Genomic DNA, 24,202 nt, shown 5'->3' with positions numbered 1-24,202 from the left:
GCGGGCTTTGATTTATTTTGGCGCTGACTGTATATTCACCCATGAGGTGTGGTGATGATTAGCGTCGGAAGGATTATGGTCCATCTGCTCAGTAATAATGCCGGCCCAAGTGTCCTTGGGTTCGCGTGAATAAGCACTGCAGTCGCCAAGGAAGGCAGCCAAGAGAACTACGGGAGAATTTATGTTGTCGCAGGAGCTATCAGGGAATGTACGTATCCACATTGCTGGACAGCTATTTCTTTCTGGAGAGATAGCGCTTCGCTCAGCGGCAGAATGCCGGATTCCAGGGGAATGGATCGATACATCTCGCCCACCTTCACCCGAACCAGTATTACTCTCTTCACCGCCGATTATTTTGCGCATTGATGAGGTTGATGAGCAGCTAAACTGGATGCTTCCCAGCATCCCGTCGCCTTGTCTTTCTATGTCGGATAGATTGTACGTTTGGGTTATCAATGACACTAGTTTCTTTAATGTGTCTGGTATGGAAAGAATGGTCCGATTTTTACTCCATGATCTCGCTCAAGCCGCCTCTGGAATACTCGACTCTCACTGTCGCCGTTATGTATTAAGGCCGCTATTCACAGATCAGCAGCTCCGGGAATTGGTCGGAAGATATGTACTGGGTGGAGTTAGTGAGGACAAGGTTATAAAACCTCAACACCTTGGCGCATTAATGCTTGGACGATTTAGCCCAAGAAGCTTGCAGCTGGATAGGGATGCCAGTATTAAGAACTTAGAAAGTGCGCGCTTGCTTTACGAAAGGCTTAAAATTTTTAATTCAAAGGAAGATTTCGAGCCTAAGCTACCTTCATTTAAAGAGTTTATGGGCGAGCTGGATACAATCTTCGAAGAGAAGAAAAACCAGTGGATTGAACGTCTAACTAATAAGTATTGGGAGCATGCGTGTGATAAGCAGGACTCTGAAGAGTTAAAGTCCATAGCGATGTCCTTGGCTACTTGGATAAGTAGCAGAAGGCGGTCAAGAGATGAGCACTAACGCCCATACCCCAAGCGAAGTATTGCAACTCTGGGAGAAAGAGCTTGAAGATCCACCAAATATCATAATCGAATTCATTTTCGATTTTGGTGTCCCCGTGAGCCGGTCCTGTCTGAAAAAGGTAACAGAATGGACAGGAAGGGGGGCTGAATTAAATGAAGTGGTGGACCGCTTAGCACACATCCAACAGGATCAGCCATCGGCCCTATACACGACGTATCCGCTTTTTGCGGCGCATCTGGCGATCAGTAAGGATTTTGGCCCGGTTATTGAGGCGCATGAGGTCATTACTCATTATCTGGGGAGAGAGGCCATTGGGGAAGATGTCGACTTGACTAGCCCGGATACCTATTATAACGACTGCTTGGTCGTTCGTAAGGCGCTGAAGGAAATCCTGAGAGCGTCTCCATGGCCGGGCCAGCTGCGTAATGAATTTAAAAAACGCGTGCAAACGGAAGGATCCCTGAATTCTCTGACTCATGCCGAATGGACACGAGCCCGTGGACTCGTCACAGGAGACAGGGTGCCTGGTGTTCCTCGGGCGACAAGAGATACTGCATATGACTCGAACACACATACGGCGAAGATCAAGCGACCGACTACATTGAGTCAGTCAGACCTTCACACCTATCCAGTCGTTTCGGGTGGGAAAAGAAGCGTTTGGGAGGAGGATCCAGTGGGTTTGGATATCCCCGAGTTTGCTCCCAAGGCGCTAAAGGATATGACTAAGGAATTATCAGGCGTTGAACCGTCGGATCCTGATATTCCAGTCTCTTACTGTCGCCGTGTGGCGGACCTGCGTACTCCGGGTGATGATCGGCGCATCGCATCCATTCTTCCCTGGATTCAGACAACACGCGGTGTACGTAGTGAGGCCGATATCCACCGGCTCCCACTCACCTTGCTGATTCAGGCAATTCATCATTTGTACAGGTCTTCGAAGTGGCGCGAGTGGGCCTGTGCGTGGCTGATGTGCACAACAGGCCTTCCTTCCCGCCGGATCAAGGAGCTGGTAGTGGTGGATGCGGGTGTCGACAAGGTCTGGAGTGAAAGCAGCTGCCGATATTGTCGGCACACTGGCTTGCTCGAGATACATCTTTCTGACGGGCCGAGCGGTCCAGTCGGTGCCGAGCATCGGGTGGTGCGCCTGGCCATCCCGATTGGAATAGGTGCGGTCCTGCTGGATTCGGGGCAACAATATCCATTCAGGCAGACCCCTGGTTACATTGATCATTCACTGCGGCGCGCATTTCAAGGACATTCAGGGTTGCCGCCGACGGCTAATCGCATCCGATCCACCGGGGAAGCGCTGATCCAGGGTATGGCACAAGACAATACGGCGGCACTGGCACTCAGGGGAGAGTTCGGGCATGCATCCAGGGGTGCGGCAGCGTATCGCCGACTCGAAGATGGGGAACTCAGTCTTCTCTTTTCACGGGTAACGAGCCACCTTCGGGAACTGGCGAAAGCGCACGGGTTACATGATGTGGGAGCTTTCCCCGTCCAGGTGACGGATCAGGAGGCTGTAGACAAAGGGCCAGTTGGATTCGTGGGGTCCAGCAAGGCATTACCGCCTGAGTATTTTCAAAGTGTGTTTGCACACCTTGAATCTGAGGTGGATAAAGCCGCAGCCCAAACTCACAGGGAGATAGGGAGTACTGGCGTCACCGTAGAAACTCTGCTGAAACTCCAGCAGACGCATGCGCGGCTGACGTACCTGGCTTTGCTGTTCAGTACCGGTATTCGTCCCATCGTTAAGCGTACGCAACTACGCTTGATTGATGATTGCTGGCATGTTCAGGATAAGGATAGTACTGATTATGAGGAACGCCGAGTGATTCCCGCGTTACGGTCGGTGGTCTCTCAGGTATTGTGGCATCGACAGCTGACCGAAGAACTGCTGCGGCGAGCGCCCTCACTGAAGCGAATGCGACAGGAGAGTTGTTATGACAAAGAGCAGGATTTGCCCCTTTGGATGGAGCAAACGTCCGGGGGCATCCGAACCCGGCGCATGCAACAAAAGGATTTTGATGCTGTTGGGTTTGATTATGGACTGGCGCCGCGTGCTACGCGCCATACGTTCGTCGCCACCCTGCGCAGTCGTGTTTCAGAGTCTGAGTTGAATGCCATGCTTGGTCATTCTGGGGGAGGTTGGTTTCGTGAATCGACTATCTCAATGACCTCCACGCCGTATTCGAAGCATACCCGGCAGGTGCTATCCGAATTTGTTGAATCAGGGGGATTCAGCGCAAGAAATCCCATGGAGCGATATGTCTGTTAGCGACCAAGAGCTGGATCGCGCTCTCGCCTCGTTGGGTATTACGGAGTCCAAAACATCGCCCACTGTCTTGCAAAGGCAACGTCACCTCCTGTCTCTGGTGATGAGACATGCGAATCAGGACAACGTGCTTGGTGCCGAGGAATTGGACGCGCTACGGCGCGCCAACCCGAAAACAAAAGGTACGGTCAACGACCGTCATTTGCGACAACTTCTTACCGCGCTGAATCGACAAGGTTGGCAGTGTGTATTGCCACCACGCCCGATCAAACCCCCTCGACCGATTGCCATACCGTCCAGCCAACGACTGGCTGCGCAGTCCCTTCAGGTGGATCGCCTCGAACGTCTGATGAGACGCGAATGGCGCCACCACTCCCGGGATCCACGGGGCTGTCTGTTTCTGGCAGCCTTGCTGCTGGTGACGCGCTGTGGGGCCAGCGGTCAAGTGGCTGCCGGTATCCTCTCGAGGCTACGGGTCTGCGATGTGGATACGATGCCACCGACCAAGGGGAGAATCTTCACACCCATCCATGGGGCGGCTGGCTACGATAGCTGCCACTGGTTCAACCCGCCAAGGCCCCTGCAGGACTTGTTGCTACAGCACCATCGTCGGGTTAAGTCGTCTGGTACCGAGCGGCTGTTGTTTCACGAGGCACTTCGGGGCGATGAGGTAGAGGACGGATGTCTTGATGAGCGCGTTCGCAAAATCCTGAACCAATATCTCAAAGTCATCGCAAACGCACCGACGACGCGTGAGATGGGTATCTCCTTACCTCGTACCTGGACGGGGGTATCCCTGGCGGGGCGCTGGTTGGCCCGACGGCATGGTGTACCCCCGGCTGTCCTGGAAATTCTTGCCGTATACCCACTACCAGTGGCACCTCTGGACTTAGAGCTTCATCGCACGCCGAACTCCATTCCTTCAAGGCGCCACTACCCTGAATACGGTTCCGAGACTTATCTTGAGGAGTCTATTGCGCAGGTGTCGGCTCCTCTGCCAAAACTGAGTATCTCTGGCGATCAGCCCTTGGGGGATTGGAGCGCCGCTGCTCGCCTTGAATTGCAACGGTTTCTCCGTCAATCCCAGGAAAGCTGCGCAAATCGGGAGGGAGGTCCGTTGGTCGCGTCCAGAGGTAAGGTGTTCGCGAGCTTGGTCTTGGCGGCTCTGAAAAGGGCCGATCGGCTACAGTCATCGACGCGAAGCGTCCTTCATATGGCGCTGCACTGGCTGGCTGAAAAGCTTGGGAAACGCGAGATACGACTGAGCACTGCACGTACGTATGTCGGGAGGCTTTTCCAGCCCCGCTTGTTTGATGTTTCGGAAAGCATCGACATGGCGTCATGGGATGACGAATTCATCGAGCACATTACGCTGCAGCTACTCGAAAATCCAAAATGGTCCCACAAGACACAGCAAGAGTTTCTCGATAAATGGATGCAGTTTCTTCGATATTGTGCTCGGGAAGATATCGGCGTGATATCGCCCAGCGACCTGCCGCGATGGGATAACCAGAAACATAATCCAGAAATCCATGTGGGTCGCAGGACGCTGATTACGCCGTTTCAGTTTGATTTCGTGCTTCGAGTATTGGATGACCGTCAGGATTTGACAAAAGAAAAAAGGCAGGAACTTCAGGCGGTACTCATTCTGGGGTTTTATGGCGGATTACGGTCGTCAGAAGTTCTGAATCTCACAGTTGCGGATGTGGTCAGTGGTATCGACGAGTTTTATGTGCTCGTGCGGCAGACAAAGACACCGGCCGGGAGACGATCTGTACCATTTCACCGGATTCTTCCAGAAGAAACACTACGTATCCTCAAGTCCTGGTGCCGTGATCGCTTTGATATCGCCAAGGGGGAAGAGGGCGGCGCGAGCGTGAGAAGAATTCCAATGGTCGGGCCCCTTGTCGCCAATCGTAGGCCCAGTTGGCAGGAAGTGATAGCAGAACCCATTCAAGTGCTGAGACAGGCCTTGCAAGCCGATATCGATTTCCATGGGCTGAGGCACTGTGCAGCTTCCTGGTTGGTATTACGTGGTTACGCTGCTTATCACTCCGATATACGAGAGAGCCTGAGTCATGCTGATCATGCCATCTTTAGCGATATCTGTTTAGAACGTCTTCGCGGCTTATTCGAGACCTATGAGCCTCAAGCATCCGTAGGTGAAGAAAAATTTCTTGTGCATATCGCAAAGATCATAGGGCATGCCAACCTGAGAACCCTGATTTTGACCTATACGCATACGCTTGGCCCGATACAAAGTCATGCTTTACGATCTGCCAATGAATGGGTCGTTCATGCAAATAGGATAAACGTCGGTTGCCATACGGAAGAAAAGCAAGGGAGGTAGTCACCGTTATCGAAAGTCTTGTTCCGCAAGAATTGTTTCGAGTGCATCCTTGATCACCCTGTCGGGGGTGAACGTAGAGGTTTCAGGTTCTTCCAGGTCTGAGTAAACCCATCCAGAATGGAACAAATCCCACTGGAGCATCGCCAGGCCCACCACGACACTAGGTTCTGTCTGAAAAGTGATTTTGCTAAGTTTTTACCATGATGAATCTGTACAGGAGGACTCATGGCAGAGCGGTACGAGCTTTCCGATGCAGAGTGGGAGCTGGTCAAGGATATCGTATCAACACCACAGCGCATGGGGCGTCCCCGGCGTGATGATCGCCAGATGCTCAATGGTATCTTCTGGATTCTGTGCAGCGGCGCCAAGTGGCGTGATCTGCCGGAACGATTTGGCCCGTGGAAAACTGTGTACGACCGCTTCCGGACCTGGCGGGATGACGGGACTTTCGAGGCGGTACTGGCGCGCCTGCATTTACGGCTTCGCGAGGATGGCCTGATGGATCTGGGGACCTGGATGCTTGATTCGACATCGACTCGCGCTACTCGAGCCGCCTCTGGAGGCGGTAAAAAGGGGGGTCTGAAGAACCCGTAGACCATGCCCTGGGGCGCAGTCGAGGCGGCCTGACCACCAAGATCCACCTGGTGTGCGACGGCTGTGGGCACCCGCTGGCGTTCGAGTTGTCGCCGGGTCAGCATGCGGACTCCCGATGGTTCACGACAGTGATGGAATGTGTTCATTTGCCCGGACCTGTGGGTCGCCCAGTAAAACGCTGTGATCACATCGTGGCCGACAAGGGTTATGACAGTGACGCGCTCCGACGATACTGTGATCGCTACGGCATGAAGCCAGTGATTGCCAGCCGGAAGATGCACAGACGGCCGCGTCGTGGCCGGAGTCGGGGCTTTGATAAGGCACGCTATCGACAACGAAATATTGTGGAGCGCCTTTTTGGCTGGATGAAGGAAATGCGGCGTATAGGCACTCGATACGACAAGCTTGCCAAGAGCTTTCGAGCCATGGTTTGTCTCGCATGTGTTGTCCTTTGCTTCCGATCATACTTTTCAGACAGAACCTAGTGCCCTGATTCAAAAATAACTAGCTATAAGCATTATTCGACTCCTGCCCCACCAAAGCGTCAGCAGCCCGGCCCACAGACTGGAGTATGTTGTCGGCGTCCTTGTGCCAGACGAAGGGTTTGGGATCCTCGTTGTAGATCTTCAGGTAATGGCGGATGGAATCCTGGAGATCTTTGACACTCTCCCAGGTTCTGGGTGTACCATCCACTCTACGCCTTCAGTTTGATCTGTGCATTTTTGAATCAGGACACTAGTTGACAGGTTTACATCCGCCAAACCCACTCCTGCGCTGCTTCACTGATCTCCTCATGCACACGCAGGTACACCGGCTCGGCGCGCTGGTAAGGGTCTTCGATGACCTGGTTCGACCAATGGCCCAGCAGGAAAATCTTGCCGCGGGCCGGGGCGCAGAGCTCCAGCAGATGGTGGCGGTGAGCCGGCTCCATCACCAGAATCAGGTCCGCTTGCAGGGCTTGGTCCGCGGTCACCTGGACCGCCCTGTGACCCTCCAGGCACAACCCCCTGTCTGCCGCCAGTCGCCGGGTGACCTCATCCGCTGGATGACCCACCAGCGCCCCCGTGCCCGCCGACTGAACGCAGACATCACGACCCGATTCCCGCAACCGCTGCCTGAAACACGCCTCCGCAAACGGGCTTCGGCAGATATTACCGGTACAGACGATCAGCAAATGGTTGAACATGCATCTCCACAAAACCCAGACCTTCCAGGGCCCCACTGACTTCCACCCCGCCCTCCCAGTAGAGCGTGAAGATGCTCTCCCGGCCGTCGAACTCACTGTCCTGATGCAAGGGCTCGATGTGTAATCGACCTTCCGGTAGATCGATGTCCCAGGCAGCAGGATAGCGCAGATTCGACTGGGGACTGATCCACTCCCCGCGACCGCGCACCCGGACCTGGTCAGAAGCAATCGCCTCCGAACGCCCCTGGCGGGAGCGCGTGCCCAGCGTGGTCAGATGTTCGCCATGCTGATCATAAAGCACATAAATCATCAGCTCCGAGTCATCTTCCAGGTGCAGGGCAAACCAGTGCCAGCCCAGTCTCGAGGCCTCAAAATCTCCCCATTGGTGATCGAACCACACTTCACCGGCCACCGAGACCGGCGCCTCCCGACCCACCCGGACCTGCCCATGGGCCCGCATGCGCGGACGAGAGTAGTAATAACTGATGCCTGCCTCCCCGAAATCCACCAGGCCGGGGGGGGCGGAACCATGGGCCTTGTGAAGGACGGCCGGCCAGGGATCCGTCAGGGCCAGGGTCAGCTGGAAATCCTCTTCCTGCATGATGATCACATGCTCGTCACCCGATCCGGATACCTGCCAGTTCGCATAATGGAAGTCGAAGCCCTCAGCGTTGGCTGAGGATGGAATGCCGGCGGTCCGGTGCTGGCCGCCATGACGCTGACCATTGTCATGATCGGTCAGCGACCCGTGGAAAACGGTATGCCGCACAAGGCCGTCGCGCAGGAAAACGGTGACATGAAAACTGTAATGCTCGCCCTGGTCACCGAACAGATGACCACTGTAGTACCACCATTCGGTGGCGCTGACATGGGGGGCCTCATCCCTTGGGAGTTCGAGAGGTGGCAGATCCAGGGTACGTTCCCTTGCTGGTGGCATGGGGGGATCGTGGTGATGGCCTACCTGAATCCTGGAATCCGGAACCAGCAGGACCAGGTACAGCATGATGACCAGGGCAATGAGGCTCAAGGTGATGAATGGGCCGAGGAATCGCCGCCAGAGGGGAGGGCGCTTTCTGGAATACCTGGAACGACCGCTGCGTCGGGGAATGTTCTTGCGACTTTCCTGAGTCATCAGCTTGTTTTTCTTCTCCCTGTGGGAACGAGACCTGCCCGCGAGAGCCATGCCGGGAAGCACTCATGGGGTGATCCTGGCCACCCATTCCCGGGCAGAGCCCGCTCCCACACAAGAACACTTCCTACATGCGCCGCCGCCGCATCCCCACAGCCGCCAGACCGGCCATGCCCAGGCCAAACAGGGCCAGACTGCCAGGTTCGGGCACGAACTTGATGTCTGCATTGGTCAGCTCGAATCTGCCGGCGATGGTGCCTCCATAGAAATCGCCAACGCCTAGCGTGTTCGCCAGAGACTGGCCCGCAAGATTCAGCAGGCTTTCAAACCCCATCCAGCCTTCAAACGACTCGGTAATCCCCATGCTCACCGAGCTGCCGTCGTAACCGTATTCAACCGTCACGACCCCTGATCCCTGTGTATTGACCAGCGTGGTCCCGATGCTATTGTTGATCGCACTGATGAAGGCGTCGCTTGTGAAACCATCATAAACAATATCGAAAGAGCCGAATCCGCTTTGGGTTGAAGTGGCACCAAATGATAGCTGAAAAATCTCCACGCCACTTAGTCCGGCATCCGGAATCCCAAGCAGCCCCTTGAAGATGTTCGTGAAGCCAGTGGAGGTTACTTGAAAGATCGGCTCTGTTTGCGTTAATGGGGATGGCGCATACAAATCCAGTTCCCCCCTCACATACATCCCCTTCAACTGGGTCTCCGGCAGGGCAACAAAATTGACATCCCCGTCAAGATTCGTTGCCGTGATGTTGAAGCCTGGTGTGCCACCCAGCTCCGAAATCACCAAGTTCCCAGTCAAACTCTCCGTCACCGGAATCCAACCCGCCGATGCCGGGCCCGCAAGGGCCAGGGCGGTGGTCATGCATGCCGCAGTCAAGAGCCTTTTCATCAGTTTCGTCCTTATCTGGTTGATGATCATTCAGCCAAAGCACCTTGCACGCATGCCCAAAAGCAAAAAATGCACCACTGCCCCACCAGCATTGAAATAAAAACACTTTCCACCTATCCGGCCACCACAAGCAGGCGCAAAAAGTAAAAAAATGTAAATATTTCCGACTCGAATGCCACCCTCAAATCGACAATAATCCAGGAAAAGTGCTATATGTTGACAATGCTCAATAAAGAGGCAAAATCATCACTCATAACTGATCCATCAAACCTTAAAAATAGATAAAACAAAATAGATAACGGTCGAAATACTTTACAAAAAATCAAAACTTCATCCCCAACATGCTTCCCCTCCAAATCATCACCAAAACCTAAATAACTGAAAACTTATAAATTCCTCAGCCAATCCCAAAAATGGCCCGCGTTTTGCTGTGCACAACTCCGAACTCACCGAAGAACCACCGCGCCATTTCGCCTTGCAAAGGAAGGAAGTGGCCCTTCCGCCCTGGCCAATGACGGCATGAACCGAAGTCCGGGTGGACTCCGAAGGGCAGGGGGCGGTTCTGCATCAGCCTGATGGAAACATCTCAATGCGGAGTGCTTGGATGTGGCTTAGACACTGTCCCGGGCAAGCGGCGACCTCATGGGGCATGCCCGGGAATACCCATGGTCGGGACTGGAAAACCTGGCTCGCCCTCGTCATCACGATCGCGCTCAGCATCAGCCTGTCCGCCTGCGCCCTGGCACCCGGCACCAACGCCAGTGGCATGCGGGACAGCTCCGCCACCCCCCTGCCGGTGATCCAGGACGACCAGCTCATCGCCGCCAACGTGGCCGTGCAGCCCATCACCGCCGAACTGATCATCGAACAACTCAACAACGGCATCGGCGCCTTCCCCGGGCGCGCTGCCGCCGCCCAGACACAGGTGATGGGCGCCGCCCTGCCGGATTTCGGCCTGCAACACCAGGACTACCGGCTCGGCCCCGGCGACATCATCAGCGTGATCGTCTGGGACCACCCCGAACTCACCATCCCCGCCGGCTCTTTCCGCTCCGCCGAACAGGCCGGCACCCTGGTGGCCGAGGACGGCACCATCTTCTACCCCTACGTGGGCGTGATCGAAGTGGCCGGCATGACCGTGCGCGAACTGCGCCAGGTGCTCATCCGCCACCTCTCCCGGGTGATCGAACGGGTCCAGCTGGACGTGCGCGTGGTCTCCTTTCGCAGCAAGCGCATCTACGTGGTGGGGGAGGTGGCCTCACCCGGCATTCAGGCCATCGACGACATCCCCATGACCCTGCTGGAAGCCGTGAACCGCGCCGGCGGCTTCAGCGATCAGGCCGACCACGGCAACGTCCTGCTCACCCGCGACGGCACCACCTACCGGGTCAACGTGCAGGCCCTGTACGAAGACGGCGACATCACCCAGAACCCGCTGCTCGAGCACGGCGACATCGTCAACGTGCTCGACAGCCAGTTCAACAAGATCTTCGTCCTCGGCGAAGTCCGCAACCCCGGCTCCTACGTGATGAACCGTCGCCGCGCCACCCTGGCCGAAGTGCTCAGCGACGCCGGCTTCGTCAACCAGGACCGCGCCAACCCCGGCTGGATCTTCGTCATGCGCGACGAAGAGGGCGGCCAACCCCAGCTCTTCCACCTCAACGCCAAATCCCCCGACGCCCTGCTGCTGGCGGAACGCTTCCACCTGCAGCCCCGGGACATCATCTACGTGGAAGTGGCCGACATCGTCCGTTTCAATCGGGTAATCGCCAACATCCAGCCCACCTGGACCCTGCTGAACACCGTCAGCGGCGTGCGTTATCCGCTGTTCGGAGGGCGTCAGTGATGAACCGTCCCCCGCCGCCCACCTCCATCAACGAACCCCCCCACCTGGGCCATTCACCCGCCGCGCCAGAAGACGATGACGACACCATCGACCTGGGCGAACTCATCTCCACCGTCCTGCACTACAAATGGCTCATCGCCGCCATCACCGCCCTGGCATTGAGCGGCGGCCTCTTCAGCGCCTTCACCGCGACCCCCATCTACCGGGCCGACGCCCTCCTGCAGGTGGAGGAAAAGGGCAAGAGCATCAGCGCCCTGCAGGACGTACAGGCCATCATGTCCGACAACGTCACCGTGAGCGCCGAACTGGAAATCCTGCGCTCGCGCATGATCCTCGGTCGCGTGGTGGACCGCCTGGCCCTGGAAATCCACGCCCAGCCCGTATACCCCCCCGTGTTCGGCGACGCCTTCGCCCGCCGCCACGGCGGCAGCGACCTGGCCAGCCCCCGGTTCGGCCTGCAGCGCTACGCCTGGGGCGGCGAGCGCATCCACGTGGAAAGGCTGGACGTGCCCCCCGAGCGCACCGGCCAGCGCGTGACCCTGATCACCGGCGAGAACGGCACCTACAGCCTGCGGGACGCCAGCGGTCGCATCCTGGTCACCGGTCGGGTGGGAGAACCCGCCACCGGCAGCGACATGCACATCTTCATCTCCGAACTGCACGCCCGCCCCGGCACGGAGTTCACCGTCACCCGGCGCAGCCGGGGCGCCGCCATCAACGCCCTGCGAGGCCAGTTCGAAGTGCTGGAGCGGGGCAGGGGAGGGTCTGGCATGCTGGAACTGGCCCTGCGCGGCCCCGACCGCGCCAGCCTGCCCACGGTGCTGGACGAGATCATGAACGCCTACGTGCGCCAGAACGTGGAACACCGCTCCGCCGAGGCGGAAAACACCCTGATGTTCCTGGAAACCCAGCTCCCCCTGCTCAAAAGCCAGCTGGACGCCGCCGAAGCCGCCTACAACAACTACCGACAAACCCGCGGCTCCGTGGACCTCACCATGGAAACCCGCAGCGTGCTGAGCTCCATCGTCGAGGTGGAAAACGACACCATCCGCCTCCAGCAGCAAAGGGAAGAACTGCGCCAGCGATTCACCGCCGAACACCCCCGCATGATGGCCCTGGATGCCCAGATCCAGCGCCTCGGCAGCCGACGCACCCAGCTGGAAGGGCAGGTGGCCGAACTGCCCGACACCCAGCAGACCGCCCTGCGCCTGCGCCGCGACGTGGAAGTGTCCACCGCCCTCTACACCGGCCTGCTGCACAGCGCCCAGCAATTGCGCGTGGCCCGGGCCGGCACCGTGGGCGACGCCCGCATCATCGACTCCGCCGTGGTCTCCGGCAGCCCCGTGGCCCCCAGCCAGAACCGCATCATCCTCATCAGCGGCATCCTCGGCCTCATGGCCGGCCTGGGCCTGGTGTTCCTCATCCGGGTGCTGCGCGTGGTGGTGGAAGACCCGGAAACCATCGAAAAACAGCTGGGCCTGCCCGTGTACGCCACCGTGCCCCACAGCAAGGCCGAAGAAACCCTCTCCCGGCAACTGCGCCGGGGTCGTCTCTCCAGTGAACTGCTGGCCACCACCCACCCCGACGACGACGCCGTGGAAAGCCTGCGCAGCCTGCGCACCACCATCCATTTCGCCCTGCTGGACGCCGCCCGCGGCTCCCTGCTCATCACCGGCCCCTCCCAGCAAGTGGGCAAGAGCTTCATCTCCAAGAACCTGGGCGTGGTCCTGGCCCAGTCCGGCAAGACCGTGGTGCTGGTGGACGCCGACCTGCGCAAGGGCCACCTGCATCGGGAGTTCGCCCTGGCCCGGGAACCCGGCGTGACCGAATACATCGCCGGCACCAGCGAACTGACGCGGATCATCCGCCACACCCCGCAGGAAGGCCTCCAGGTGATCACCACCGGCCAGATCCCGCCCAACCCCTCGGAACTGCTCATGCACGAGCGGTTCAGCAGCCTGCTGGACAGCCTCACGGACAGGTTCGACATCGTCATCGTGGATGCCCCGCCCATCCTGGCCGTGTCCGACGCCGCCATCATCGCCCGCAACCTGGGCGGCGCCACCCTGCTGGTGGCCAGGGCAGGGCGGCACCCCATTCAGGAGATCGAACAATCGGTCAAGCGCCTCTCCCAGGCCGGGGTGAGCGTGAAGGGCGTGATCTTCAACGACCTGGACGTCAACCGCCAGCGCTACCGCTACGGGTATCGCGGCCACGTGTATCGCTACGGCTATCGGTCGTGAGTCTGTAAAGGAGACAGAACGTGCTCGATCTGCTGATCATCGCCGCTGCCGCGCTGTTGTCCGTGGCCGCCATCCGGCTGGCCATGGCCTTCTCGGAGGCCTGCGGCCTGGTGGACCACCCCGGAGACCACAAGCTGCACAAACGCAGCACCCCCTTCGTGGGCGGCTTCGGCATCCTCGGCGCCTTCGCCCTGGGCGTGATCATCCTCGACCATACTCACCCGGAACTGCGGCCCCAGTGGCTGCTCATGGCCCTGGCCGGGTTCACCCTCTTCATGACCGGCCTCATTGATGACCTGATCCGCCTCAACTTCCGCATCCGCCTGCTCATACAGCTGGGAGTGGCCCTGGTGATGACCCTGGGAGCCGGCATCATCCTCCACGACCTGGGCCCGCTGCTGTTCGGCATCCCGCTGGTGCTGGGCCTCATGGCCATCCCGTTCACCGTATTCGCCACCGTGGGCGGCATCAACGCCCTCAACATGATGGATGGCATCGACGGCCTGGCCGGGGCCCTGTCCTTCATCACCATGGCCCTGATCGCCGTGCTCATCGCCCTGGACGGCGGCTCCCCCTACTACGTGCTGGTGCTGTGCCTGATGGGCGGGCTGGCGGGTTTTCTGTACTTCAACCTGCGCCACAACGGCCAGCCCCAAGCCCTGGTGTTCATGGGCGACAACGGCAGCATGCTGCTGGGCCTGCTGTTCGCCTGGATCCTGGTGGACCTCTCCCAGGCCCCAGAGGCCGTGATCCAGCCGGTGGCCGCCGTCTGGCTATTCGCCATCCCGCTGCTGGACACCCTCAGCGTGATCCTGCGCCGCCTGTGGCTGGGCAAATCCCCCTTCACGCCGGACCGCAGCCACCTGCACCACCTGCTGCAACGGGCCGGCTTCCGGGTGGACCACGCGGTGGTCGTGATCACCCTGCTGCACCTCACCCTGGCCTGCACCGGCCTGATGCTGCTGGGCATGGGCATGCCGGACTGGATCATGCTGATGATCTTCCTGGTGCTGTTTGCCGGATACTTCTACCTGACCGTGCGCCCCTGGCGGGTGATTCCCGCCCTGCGGCGGCTGCACACCCGCATGGCGCTCATCCCCGCCACCACCTCCGGCATTTACATCGGCAACGAGGCCGCCCGCGACCCCAGGGCCCTCATGCGCGCCCTGGCCGAGGAACTGGACCCCAGCGAAACCTTCTGCCTGCGGGTGTATGAACACGCGCCCGACACCCCCGACGCCGGCACCCGCTTCGCCCTGGTGGACATCCCCCTGGAAGACGAAGAAGCCAACTCCGATGCCGTGACCCGCTACACCCGGGCCCTGAAGATCAAGCTGAGCATCCACCAGGGGCTCACCGTGCGGGCCCTCACCGTCCGCAAGCACGACAACGACCCCCGCAAGGAACGCCTGGCTAGCCACGCCAGACAGCGCCGCCTCGACCGGCGCAACCACAAGGCCTGCACCCTGGTGTTCGAGGCCCACGCCTTCGTCCAGCGCGGCCTGATCGTGGATGGCCAGGAACGGGACATGGACTGGCTGGCCCAGCCCCCACGGAAAAGCGTCAAGACAGAAGGAGAGTCCTGATGCCCATGACCTCAAGCCCCACCGCCACCCCCGCCAGGGCCCGCGATGCCCACCCCCAACCCCGGGACTTCAACACCGGCACCCCCTGGTACGTGGTGCAAACCAAGCCCCGCCAGGAACACCTGGCCGTCAACCACCTGGCAGAGCAGGGCTACCACACCTACCTGCCCCTGCTGGCCTGCTGGAAACGCCGCCAGCGCCGCTGGACCCGCGTGCAGGAAGCCTACTTCCCGCGCTACGCCTTCTTCAGCCCCGCGCACCACCAGCAGAGCATCGCCCCCGTGCGCAGCACCAGCGGCGTGAGCCGGGTGATCTGCTTCGGCCACACCCCGGCCACCATCGCCCCCCACATCCTCCAGGAACTCCACACCCTGGAACACAGCCTGCAACGGCAGCACCCCGACACCCCGGCCACCCTCTTCAAATCCGGCGACACCGTACTCCTGGCCGATGGCCCCCTATCCGGCCAGACCGGCATCATCTCCAGCTGCGCCAAGGACCGAGTGACCGTCATGATGAGCCTCCTGGGCCAAAACAACCCGGTGACTGTGCCCCTGCACACGGTCACCCATCCCCCTTGACCACCCCCTAAAAAAACTTCCAGATTGGAACTAAACCCGCTGGCTATCCCGACCACCCCCATCAATACTGGGCACAACACACTTCCGTTCACCTCCTGAACGGACCCAAGCCTCCATCCGCACCCAAAAAAACGTGCGGAAATGGCGGGAGCGTGCCCAAAGCACTGCAACATCCCGCAAGGCAGCATCCAAAAGGCTCCAATCCTGAGGCACTCCAGCGACGCCATTCGCCTGCAGATCCTGCGCCTGCTGGCCGACAACCCCCAGCTCACCCAGCGGGAACTGGCACAAGCGCTGGGCGTGAGCCTGGGCGCCACCCACTACAGCCTGCGCGCCCTCATCGACAAGGGCCTGGTGAAGGCCGAGAACTTCCGCAACAACCAGAACAAACGCGCCTACGCCTACCTGCTCACCCCCAAGGGCCTCACGGAAAAGCTGCACATCACCCGCGCCTTCCTGGCGCGCAAGCAAAAGGAATGCGAGGCGATTCAAGGGGAGATCGAAGCGTTGAAGAAAGAACTGGGCGAGGACGTAAAAACAAAACCGAAATCCTCCCCCTAAAGGATCCCGTGGGAGCTGGCCCCGCCAGCGAAAAGCGGCGTGCACCCAACCCAAATAAAACCGGACCACACACCTTGATCACCGTCTTCTCCAAGGCCCTGGCCCTACTCACCCCCCGAGAACGCCGCCGCAGCAGCCTCGTACTCGCCATGGTCATCCTCATGGCCCTGCTGGAAACCGCCGGCGTGGCCTCCATCATGCCCTTCCTGGCCGTGCTCGGTAATCCCGAGGTGGTGCACACCAATGCCGTCCTCTCCAGCCTCTACGAAGGCCTGGGCTTCACCAGCACCCAGAACTTCCTCATGGCTCTGGGCGGCGCCGTGTTCACCCTCATGCTCGTCTCCGCCGTGTTCCGCATCCTCACCCATTACGCGATGAACCGCTTCATCGAGATGCGCCGCCACAGCGACAGCAAGCAGTTACTTGCCCCCGCTTCATCCTTGGTCCTCATGCTGTGAACGAGAATTGCTTGGGCGAACGTCAATCTGTCACGGCAACGTTGCGGCAGCAACTGATCCGAGGCGGTGCAGGCAGCATGGGTGTCAAGCTTGCTAGTGTAGCCTTAGCTTTCGTTACAGCCGTCGTGCTGGCTAGGACTTTAGGTGCGGAAGGCTACGGTATTTATGCGTTCGTTCTGTCGCTAATCATGCTCCTAGCCATCCCCGCACAGGTTGGTTTGCCGCAGCTTGTTGTGCGAGAAACCGCCAAGGCTCAAGCGAACGTTAACTGGGGACTCATGCGGGGGCTGTGGCGATGGAGCAACCTCTTTGTAACCTTTTTTTCTGTAGTGGTGTTGACGATCGGGGGAATGGCATTCTGGCTGGGCAGCGAATGGCTAGGTGATCAACGCTGGCAGACCTTGGTAGTAGGGTTTGCGCTGGTGCCATTAATCGCGCTGGGGAATGTGCGCGGGGCGGCACTCAGGGGGCTGCGTCGTGTTGTCCTGGGACAACTGCCGGAGAGCATACTGCGCCCCGGGCTTCTCCTCGCCATGCTTATGGCGGTCGTGTGGTGGTGGAACGCAGAGGTATTGACGCCGGCCGGCGTAATGGGTTTGCACGGAATAGCGGCGTTAGCGGCTTTTTTGGTTGGAGTTGTATTGCTCCTACGTGCTAGACCGATAGCGCTACGCGCAAACCCGAAGCCCCAGTATGAGACGGCTTATTGGCGCCGTGCTGCTGTGCCGCTCGCTATGCTTGCGGGACTGCACCTTATTAATTCCCATACCGACATAATCATGCTGGGCACGATTCGAACCGACGAAGAGGTCGGTGTATACCGCATTGTTCTCCAGGTGGCTACATTGGTTGTGTTCGGCCTGGACGCCATGAATCAAGTACTGCAACCACATTTTGCTCGCTTGTACGCGCAGAATGACTTGGCGCGGCTACAACGATTAGTTACAAGGAGCGCACGTATTATTCTATTACTCGCTCTTCCCCCGGTCCTCGTGATGGTAGTGTTTGGCGGGCCATTGCTAGAGTTGCTGTTTGGGGCTGAGTATCGCCTTGGTGTTTTCGCGCTCGGTATCCTCGCTATTGGACAGCTCATTCATGCTGCCATGGGTTCAGTGGGTATGCTGCTGAACATGACTGGGCACGAGCGAGATACGGTACGAGGCGTGGCGATTGCTGCTGTATGTAATGTTGTTATGAATCTTGTGCTGATCCCTCCATTCGGACTAAACGGTGCGGCAATTTCCACTGCTATGACACTCCTGATCTGGAATCTGATCCTGAGATATTATGTGTTTAAAAGGCTGGGCATTGAGAGTGTTGCAATCGGCCCCAATAGAGGCTTGTACTCGGGAGCATCTAAAAATCGCACCTTATAAAAAAATTCCGGATATGGAAACGGAAGACGAGGCAGATGATCAGCAGCAGATTCAATGAAAAGATAATGATGTCCTCAGGAGTGCCACATGCCGGATCCCATCAGGCCATTTTCTATACATACTGGAAATGCATGACTCATTATATCTGTGCCGTCACAGACTACCTACTTGAGTTCTTGTCGCAAGTTGCACAAGACAATCCTGCCTCCGGCACTGGTGAGAAGAATGATCTTCAAAAGTTGATCACGTCATGAACCTTGGTAAGCGTAATCAAAAGTCTTACCAGTTCACCATGCGATTAAAGGGAACCTCGAAAAATTCATCCTTCCGCGTCATGATAGGGGGAGGCCCTCACAGTGACGATGCAGCCCATGATGCCCGGACTGTTTGACCTGGACGAACGCTACGCCCTGCTGGAGAAGCTGGGCGATCCGCTGCCGAAGCTGAACCGGGTGGTGAACTGGGAGGCGTTTCGGCCGCTTCTGGCCCGGGTGTACGACAAGCCTCGCAAGAGCAAGGCCGGGCGCAAACCATATGACGTGGTGCTGATGTTCAAGGTGCTGGTGATTCAGCACCTGTACAACCTGTCGGATGATCAGGTGGAGTACCAGATCCGTGATCGCTACTCGTTTTGCCGTTTCCTGGGCCTCAAACCGGAGGGCCGAGTGCCGGATGCCAAGACGGTCTGGCTGTTTCGGGAACGGCTCAAGGAGTTGGATCTGGTGGATGAGCTGTTTTGTGCCTTGATGCGCGAGATCGAGGCTGCAGGCTTTGTTGCCCGGCAAGGGCAAATCGTGGACGCGAGCATGGTGCAGGCACCCCGCCAGCGTAACAGCCGCCAGGAGAACGAGGCGATCAAGGAGGGGAAGATGCCCGAGGGCTGGGAGGACAAGCCGCACCAGTTGCGGCAGAAAGACCGTGACGCCCGCTGGACCAAGAAGCACAACAAGACCTTTTACGGCTACAAGAACCACGTCAGCATTGACCGCAAACACAAGCTGGTCCGGCATTTCGAGGTGACCGATGCCAGCGTCCACGATAGCCAGGTGCTGGATTTTTTGCTGGACGACACCAACACCAGCGCCGATCTCTGGGGGGATGCCGCCTACCGATCGAAAGATCGGGAAGAGGCGTTGGCCGCTCTGGGCTATCGCAGCCACATTCACACCAAGGGGCAGGCCAATCGACCGCTCAACGAACGGCAACAGGTCGCCAACCGGCGCCGCTCCAAAATACGCGCCCGCGTGGAGCACGTCTTTGCCAGCCAGGCGGCCATGGGTAGTCAACTGGTGAGAACCATCGGTCTGGACCGGGCTCGGGTCAAGATCGCTTTGAACAACATCGTTTACAACCTCAGGCGCTGGACCTATCTGCAGGGGATCACCGCATGAGCCCGATGGTGGGCCATGGGCGCCCCTGGGATGGGATGATAATGACCCAGAAAGACCCATCAATGGAGCTCTTGAGATCCGAATTTTCTTGTTACCAAGAGTGATCATGGAGCATGAATTTCTGTTTCCGTATCGGAGCGGTAGGGTTTTTCAGGAAATACGATTTATAGAGGTTCCCTAAAATTGCATCATCCGGCTTCTACAGCAGGGCTTAACTGCGTCTTAGGTCACGGAATCCGGATTAGATGGAGAAAATACATCAGGGTTGGAGGCTCACCATTGTGATGCTCCGGCGGATTAATCTCTCGAGGTGCACTTCAGGTAAAAAAGGCTGACTTATGCACATGATGGGGTATTTACGTAAAAATTTAAATTTATATCGTCGCTATCCTTACTGGCGTCGTGAGAAAGTTGTTTTTGTGCATGTCCCAAAGGCAGCCGGGACCAGCATCAATAAAGCGCTCTATGGGCGCACCCTCGGGCATTACACCGCAGTAGAGATTAGGGCAAGATTCCCGAAGTTGTATAGTCGTTCATTTGTATTTTCTGTGGTAAGAAATCCTTGGGACAGATTACTTTCTGCCTATCGTTTCGCGAAGGTTGGTCGTACAGAATCAATGGGGATAGCTCATCCTGAAAGGTATCAAATACCCGAATTTTCGACCTTTGAGCGCTTTCTGCAGGAATGGCTCGTTTATCAAAATTTGCATAAGGCAGATTTCGTGTTTCAGCCGCAGACCCGTTTTGTTTGTGAGCCTGATTGCACGCAGGAAATTATTGTAGACTACTTGGGAAAGATGGAGGATCTCGAAGTCGATATAAAGGCAGTAGAGAATAAGTTAGGCCGCTCATTAAAGATTCCTAGGTCGAATGTCACACAAGATAGCAGGTACGACTTTCGGAATGCATACTTGAATCCCGGGATGATCGATATTGTGCAGCAGCTCTACGCTCATGATATCAGTGTTTTTAATTATAGTTTTGAATAGGTTGTGGACTGCAAAAAAAGGGGTTTTAGGTACGAGTTGTAGTTTCTGACCTTTTCTCAAGTATTGAGCGGTAGGTTTAACCTGAATCCGTGACGTATTTTCGGTGAGTTTCATTATTCCGATTTAAAAACAACAAGATGCATGAGAAAATAAGCGCATTCCATTGCACCAGTTGGGTGAACCCACATGCCCCGCCAAGCGCCTCGCCTGGAACAGTCCCCTCGCCGCACCCTCACCGCCAATGCGGGCTTGGTCTTGATGGGAGAAGCCATCAGCTTGCGCATATGAGACATTATTAACGCGGCAATCAAATAGCTACGCCGCTGCGTACTGAATCGCCTTGGCTTGGAAATAGCTGGCAACCCGCTTGGGCAGTTTCTGCAGCTTGCGCATATGAGACATTACCTTCTGCTTCAGTTGTTCCTTGTTGCGCGCAGGCGGACCGCTATGAACGCCTGCCTTGAGATCGCAATTCAGGTATTCATCGGGATTCAGTTCAGGCGAGTACGGTGGCAAATAAAAGACCTCGATTTCATCTTTGTGGTCGCTCAGCCAGTCCCTGACCTTATACGCATGATGCACCCGGAGATTATCCAGGATCAGGAAAATCTTCTGGTCACAGCTCTTGACCAGACGCTTCATGAAGTCAATCAGAAGACCCGCATGCATAGTGCCTTCATAAATTCGGAAACGCACCTTGCCGCGATTGGTGATCGTGGAAATCAGATTGATGGATGCGCGCTTGGCGTTCTGCCGCAATACCGGTGTCTGCCCCTTGGGCGCATACCCCGCACGTGCTGACAATCCGACCTCAAACCCGTCTCATCACCCCAGTGGATCTCCGCCTTCTCCTCCTTGGCACGCGCCTGAATCGCGGGGTAGTCGACTGTAAGGCAGCGCTGAACATTTGCCGCCTTTTGCTCATAGGCCTGCTTTTTCGGCTTTTGCACCGTGAACCCCCAACACTTGAGGTATTCTGTGATCGAGCGAATGGGTACCGTCCGTCCGGTTTCCTCCTGGATCAGTTGCTGAACGGCCTCACGGGTCCACAAGGCGTACTGCAGATTCAACTGATCAGGTGTATGGTCTCGCAGCTGCTGCTGCAGATATTTTTCATCTTCGGGATCCAACTGCCTGCCCGAGCCAAGACGTCGACCACGCCGCCTGGCAAGCAACGCGTCCAAGCCACCCTCACGGTATTTCTTTAACCATCGCCCCACGGTAAGGTGGTGGACCCCAAGATTCTTCACGAATCTCTTGGCGTGTGAAACCGCGTTCCGACAGAGAAACAGCCGTCTTGCGTTTCTCTTCCTGCGCGGCCGGATGCAGTGTGCGAGCGTCTTCTCGTTTCATGCTCAAAGCATAACACATGCGTAGCTATTTGATTGCCGGGTTAATATTTCAGGTTTTAATTAATGCGTAAAATTAAATTATTTTTTTTCTATTTTATTTTTAGGCGCCGGCTTTTTCCCTTATTCGCGATATTAAAAAACTTATTGACGCCCTCGGCCATCTCCGGAGTAAGATGTTGAAATCGATTCTTCAAATAATCACTGCTCCTGCTTCCGGTGGTGCCGAGATACTAGTGCGAAGCCTGTCCTGCAAACTCGTAGCGATGGGTTACACAGTGCATATTGCGTTTATTGACCGTGCTACTGACCTCCAGCGTAGCGTAGAATTTGAACGCGACTTCCTTCGGCGGCTTCGGGAGCAAGGTGTTAGTTATAGTTTTTTGGGTCATGAGACGCGCCGGAAGCCATGGCTTGGTGCTTGGCGCGTTAGGTCCATTGTACGCGAGAAAAAAATTGACCTTATCCACAGCCATCTTGCATATGGAAATATATTTGCCGCAGGTGCACCACAAACCCCTCTGATCTACACCCATCACAGTGAGAAAAGTAGATTCTCTAAGTTTTATTGGGATTATTTCGAGTATCGAGCTGCAGGGTTCATTGGTATTTCGCGAGTTTGTACAAACAATCTGCGGCATTTTCTACGACGTGATACTACGATTCACTGTATTCCGAATGGTGTGGATTTGGCAGAAATTCCAACGAGAAATCCATCTGTCGGTTTGACATCTGAGTGTGTGCGAGCCATTTGTGTAGGACGAGTTGCCCCGCAAAAGAACTATGAGCTTCTGGTTTCAGCCGTTAGCAAATTACCTGATTACCATAGACGTCGCTTGACGATAGATATCTTTGGCGAAGGAGATCCGAAGATTATCCGGTCCTGTGAAGCGATTCTGGATCAAGCTGGCATTAGTCCAGAGATAGTCCGATTTTTTGGAAGTTCCTCAAAGATTCGGAAAATCCTTCACGAGTATGATCTATTTTTCATGAGTTCAAAGTGGGAAGGATTACCCATCGCACTGATCGAAGCAACTGCTGCAGGTTTACCCTGCATAGTCACCGATGTCGGCGGTTGCAGGGAGGTTGTCGAAGCTGGCCCGTCTGGTATCGTGGTTCCATCCTCCGATATTGAAGCCTATCGAGACGCAATCCAAAGATTAATGAGTCAGCCTGGACTGCGTGAGAGGTTTTCTTTAAATGCATATGAGACTGCGCGCAACTACTCCATTGAAAGTGCAGTCGAACGACATGCACAAGTTTACCAGCAGATTATTTAGGTATGAGGAATTATTATTCAACGATGAGTAGGGGGGGCTATGAGGTTGGTGATACATCGAGATTCAGATAAGAAGACCCACAGCAGTAGCTGGAGTCTTTCTTGGGAGGCGCATTGCAAAGAACAAGGAATACCATACAAGATTCTAGATGTGTTTGATCCAGGCTCTTTTCGTACGATCATGGATCATGATGCGCTGCTCATGCACTTTAGTAATTATAGCGTTCGAGACATGCTCTATGCGAGGCCTATCTTGTATGCTGCAAAGCAAAGAGGTTTGCGTATTTTCCCTGATTTTTTTGACTCCTGGCATTTTGATGACAAGATCGCACAGTCTTATCTGCTAGAAGCTGCCGATGCAAGCATTCCTCGGTGGAATATATTTTATAGAAAAAGCGATTGGCAGGACTGGGTCAGTCAGAATAGTGAGTGGCCCGTAGTGGCAAAGCTACGAACCGGGTCGGGAGCTCATAACGTTAAAATGATCCATGATCGTGGTTCAGCGATCAAATACGGGAACAAAATGTTTTCCCGAGGATTTAAGCCGAACCCATCTGTGTTTTTTAAGAGTACTTCTAACATTCGGAGTGTAAAGAGCAGCGAGATGTTTTTTCAACGTGCACGACGTGTCCCAGAGTTCTTTAGGACATGGCTTGCTGCAAGGGAATTCCCGAATGAGAAAGGATATGTATATATCCAGGAGTTCATTCCAAATGCGGGCTTTGACCTGAAGGTAGTGGTGGTTAACGGAAAACTTGGTTATTTGGCACGTCGCGTTAGGCATGGTGACTTTCGGGCTTCAGGCAGTGGGGATATTTTTTACGATCATTCCCTGATTGATCGTGATCTTCGGGATCAGTTATTTGACGTTAGTGATCGATTGCAGTCGGTTTGCATGGGCTTCGATATAGTGATCGATGAGGCCGGTAACAAGTCAAAAATCATTGAGATGAGCTACGGATATGCTCACAGTGCTGTTAGCAAGGCCGGAGTTTTGTGGAAAAGAGATGGCGAGTTGGTAGAAGGCCATCTTGATGCTCCTGCTGAGATTTTGGATTTCATCGTTTCATATTAGCCTGTCAGTCAAATTGTGACCTGCTCT

General features: G+C 56.4%; 19 protein-coding genes and 1 pseudogene. 15 read left to right on the top strand and 5 right to left on the bottom strand.

Going from position 1 to position 24,202, the window contains the following annotated elements; translation table 11 throughout:
• The first annotated feature begins 181 nt into the window (after window positions 1-181).
• From ECTOBSL9_RS17085 to ECTOBSL9_RS16725, 4 genes are all read left to right on the top strand, one after another.
• On the top strand, window positions 182-1,000 hold the full coding sequence (locus tag ECTOBSL9_RS17085) for a hypothetical protein (protein ID WP_156500147.1): 819 nt from the start codon (window positions 182-184) through the stop codon (window positions 998-1,000).
• Window positions 990-3,281 (top strand): site-specific integrase, encoded by a 2,292-nt coding sequence (locus tag ECTOBSL9_RS17080; protein WP_156500146.1) that lies wholly within the window; start codon window positions 990-992, stop codon window positions 3,279-3,281. The genes ECTOBSL9_RS17085 and ECTOBSL9_RS17080 overlap by 11 nt, the downstream gene beginning before the upstream one ends.
• Complete coding sequence (locus ECTOBSL9_RS16730; RefSeq protein ID WP_082829964.1) at window positions 3,271-5,628, top strand: site-specific integrase; 2,358 nt, start codon at window positions 3,271-3,273, stop codon at window positions 5,626-5,628. The genes ECTOBSL9_RS17080 and ECTOBSL9_RS16730 overlap by 11 nt, the downstream gene beginning before the upstream one ends.
• 225 nt (window positions 5,629-5,853) lie before the next feature.
• Window positions 5,854-6,707, top strand: a protein-coding gene (locus ECTOBSL9_RS16725) for an IS5 family transposase (protein ID WP_156500131.1) whose coding sequence is annotated in 2 segments (ribosomal slippage) — window positions 5,854-6,208 and window positions 6,208-6,707 — 855 coding nt in all. Because the reading frame shifts where the segments join, the coding sequence is not laid out codon by codon here.
• A 263-nt stretch (window positions 6,708-6,970) separates the two neighbouring features.
• Here ECTOBSL9_RS16725 and ECTOBSL9_RS13990 read toward each other — a convergent pair.
• From ECTOBSL9_RS13990 to ECTOBSL9_RS13980, 3 genes are all read right to left on the bottom strand, one after another.
• Window positions 6,971-7,408, bottom strand: a complete 438-nt coding sequence (locus ECTOBSL9_RS13990; protein WP_063465560.1) for a low molecular weight protein-tyrosine-phosphatase — start codon at window positions 7,406-7,408, stop codon at window positions 6,971-6,973.
• Entirely contained in the window at window positions 7,374-8,540 is a 1,167-nt protein-coding gene (locus tag ECTOBSL9_RS13985; protein ID WP_168161574.1) for a lipocalin family protein, read from the bottom strand. The genes ECTOBSL9_RS13990 and ECTOBSL9_RS13985 overlap by 35 nt, the downstream gene beginning before the upstream one ends.
• 124 nt (window positions 8,541-8,664) lie before the next feature.
• Window positions 8,665-9,471 carry a PEP-CTERM sorting domain-containing protein gene (locus ECTOBSL9_RS13980; protein WP_063465558.1) on the bottom strand — a complete coding sequence of 269 codons (807 nt, stop codon included), beginning with the start codon at window positions 9,469-9,471 and terminating at the stop codon, window positions 8,665-8,667.
• A gap of 619 nt (window positions 9,472-10,090) precedes the next feature.
• On the opposite strand from ECTOBSL9_RS13980, the gene ECTOBSL9_RS13975 reads away from it, so the two are divergent.
• The 9 genes and pseudogenes from ECTOBSL9_RS13975 to ECTOBSL9_RS16720 all read left to right on the top strand — a co-directional run bounded on the left by ECTOBSL9_RS13975 (window position 10,091) and on the right by ECTOBSL9_RS16720 (window position 20,472).
• Window positions 10,091-11,287: a polysaccharide biosynthesis/export family protein gene (locus ECTOBSL9_RS13975; RefSeq protein WP_205631976.1), complete on the top strand. Its 1,197-nt coding sequence runs from the start codon at window positions 10,091-10,093 to the stop codon at window positions 11,285-11,287.
• Window positions 11,287-13,530 carry a polysaccharide biosynthesis tyrosine autokinase gene (locus ECTOBSL9_RS13970; RefSeq protein ID WP_063465557.1) on the top strand — a complete coding sequence of 748 codons (2,244 nt, stop codon included), beginning with the start codon at window positions 11,287-11,289 and terminating at the stop codon, window positions 13,528-13,530. Before ECTOBSL9_RS13975 ends, ECTOBSL9_RS13970 begins: the two co-directional genes overlap by 1 nt.
• Window positions 13,531-13,550: 20 nt before the next feature.
• Entirely contained in the window at window positions 13,551-15,116 is a 1,566-nt protein-coding gene (locus ECTOBSL9_RS13965; RefSeq protein ID WP_063465556.1) for an MraY family glycosyltransferase, read from the top strand.
• A 5-nt stretch (window positions 15,117-15,121) separates the two neighbouring features.
• A complete protein-coding gene (locus ECTOBSL9_RS13960) occupies window positions 15,122-15,697 on the top strand; it encodes a transcription termination/antitermination protein NusG (protein WP_168161573.1) in 576 nt (191 codons plus the stop codon).
• A gap of 240 nt (window positions 15,698-15,937) precedes the next feature.
• Entirely contained in the window at window positions 15,938-16,258 is a 321-nt protein-coding gene (locus ECTOBSL9_RS13955) for a MarR family EPS-associated transcriptional regulator (RefSeq protein ID WP_063466218.1), read from the top strand.
• Window positions 16,259-16,335: 77 nt separating this feature from the next.
• Window positions 16,336-16,683: pseudogene (locus tag ECTOBSL9_RS13950) on the top strand (hypothetical protein); the annotation flags it as partial.
• Between the two features lie 44 nt (window positions 16,684-16,727).
• Window positions 16,728-18,092 (top strand): flippase, encoded by a 1,365-nt coding sequence (locus tag ECTOBSL9_RS13945; RefSeq protein ID WP_240480996.1) that lies wholly within the window; start codon window positions 16,728-16,730, stop codon window positions 18,090-18,092.
• A 371-nt stretch (window positions 18,093-18,463) separates the two neighbouring features.
• On the top strand, window positions 18,464-19,483 hold the full coding sequence (locus tag ECTOBSL9_RS13940; protein ID WP_063466217.1) for an IS5 family transposase: 1,020 nt from the start codon (window positions 18,464-18,466) through the stop codon (window positions 19,481-19,483).
• A gap of 344 nt (window positions 19,484-19,827) precedes the next feature.
• Entirely contained in the window at window positions 19,828-20,472 is a 645-nt protein-coding gene (locus ECTOBSL9_RS16720) for a sulfotransferase family 2 domain-containing protein (RefSeq protein ID WP_168161572.1), read from the top strand.
• A 315-nt stretch (window positions 20,473-20,787) separates the two neighbouring features.
• On the opposite strand, the gene ECTOBSL9_RS17345 is transcribed toward ECTOBSL9_RS16720, so the two are convergent.
• The gene (locus tag ECTOBSL9_RS17345; RefSeq protein ID WP_205631975.1) at window positions 20,788-21,276 is read right to left on the bottom strand and encodes an IS630 family transposase; all 489 of its coding nucleotides are present in this window, start codon (window positions 21,274-21,276) and stop codon (window positions 20,788-20,790) included.
• Window positions 21,195-21,692, bottom strand: a complete 498-nt coding sequence (locus ECTOBSL9_RS17885) for a transposase (protein WP_371259025.1) — start codon at window positions 21,690-21,692, stop codon at window positions 21,195-21,197. The genes ECTOBSL9_RS17345 and ECTOBSL9_RS17885 overlap by 82 nt, the downstream gene beginning before the upstream one ends.
• Before the next feature lie 305 nt (window positions 21,693-21,997).
• Here ECTOBSL9_RS17885 and ECTOBSL9_RS16715 point away from each other — a divergent pair, with 305 nt between their 5' ends.
• Both ECTOBSL9_RS16715 and ECTOBSL9_RS17075 read left to right on the top strand, forming a co-directional pair.
• On the top strand, window positions 21,998-23,101 hold the full coding sequence (locus tag ECTOBSL9_RS16715) for a glycosyltransferase family 4 protein (RefSeq protein ID WP_082829959.1): 1,104 nt from the start codon (window positions 21,998-22,000) through the stop codon (window positions 23,099-23,101).
• A gap of 39 nt (window positions 23,102-23,140) precedes the next feature.
• Complete coding sequence (locus tag ECTOBSL9_RS17075; RefSeq protein ID WP_063465552.1) at window positions 23,141-24,175, top strand: RimK family alpha-L-glutamate ligase; 1,035 nt, start codon at window positions 23,141-23,143, stop codon at window positions 24,173-24,175.
• Window positions 24,176-24,202: the final 27 nt, after the last annotated feature.

The sequence above is a fragment of the Ectothiorhodospira sp. BSL-9 genome (genome assembly GCF_001632845.1).
Classification (GTDB): domain Bacteria; phylum Pseudomonadota; class Gammaproteobacteria; order Ectothiorhodospirales; family Ectothiorhodospiraceae; genus Ectothiorhodospira.
Note: the sequence above shows the minus strand (reverse complement) of the source record. Positions and strands in the feature narration are given on the sequence as shown.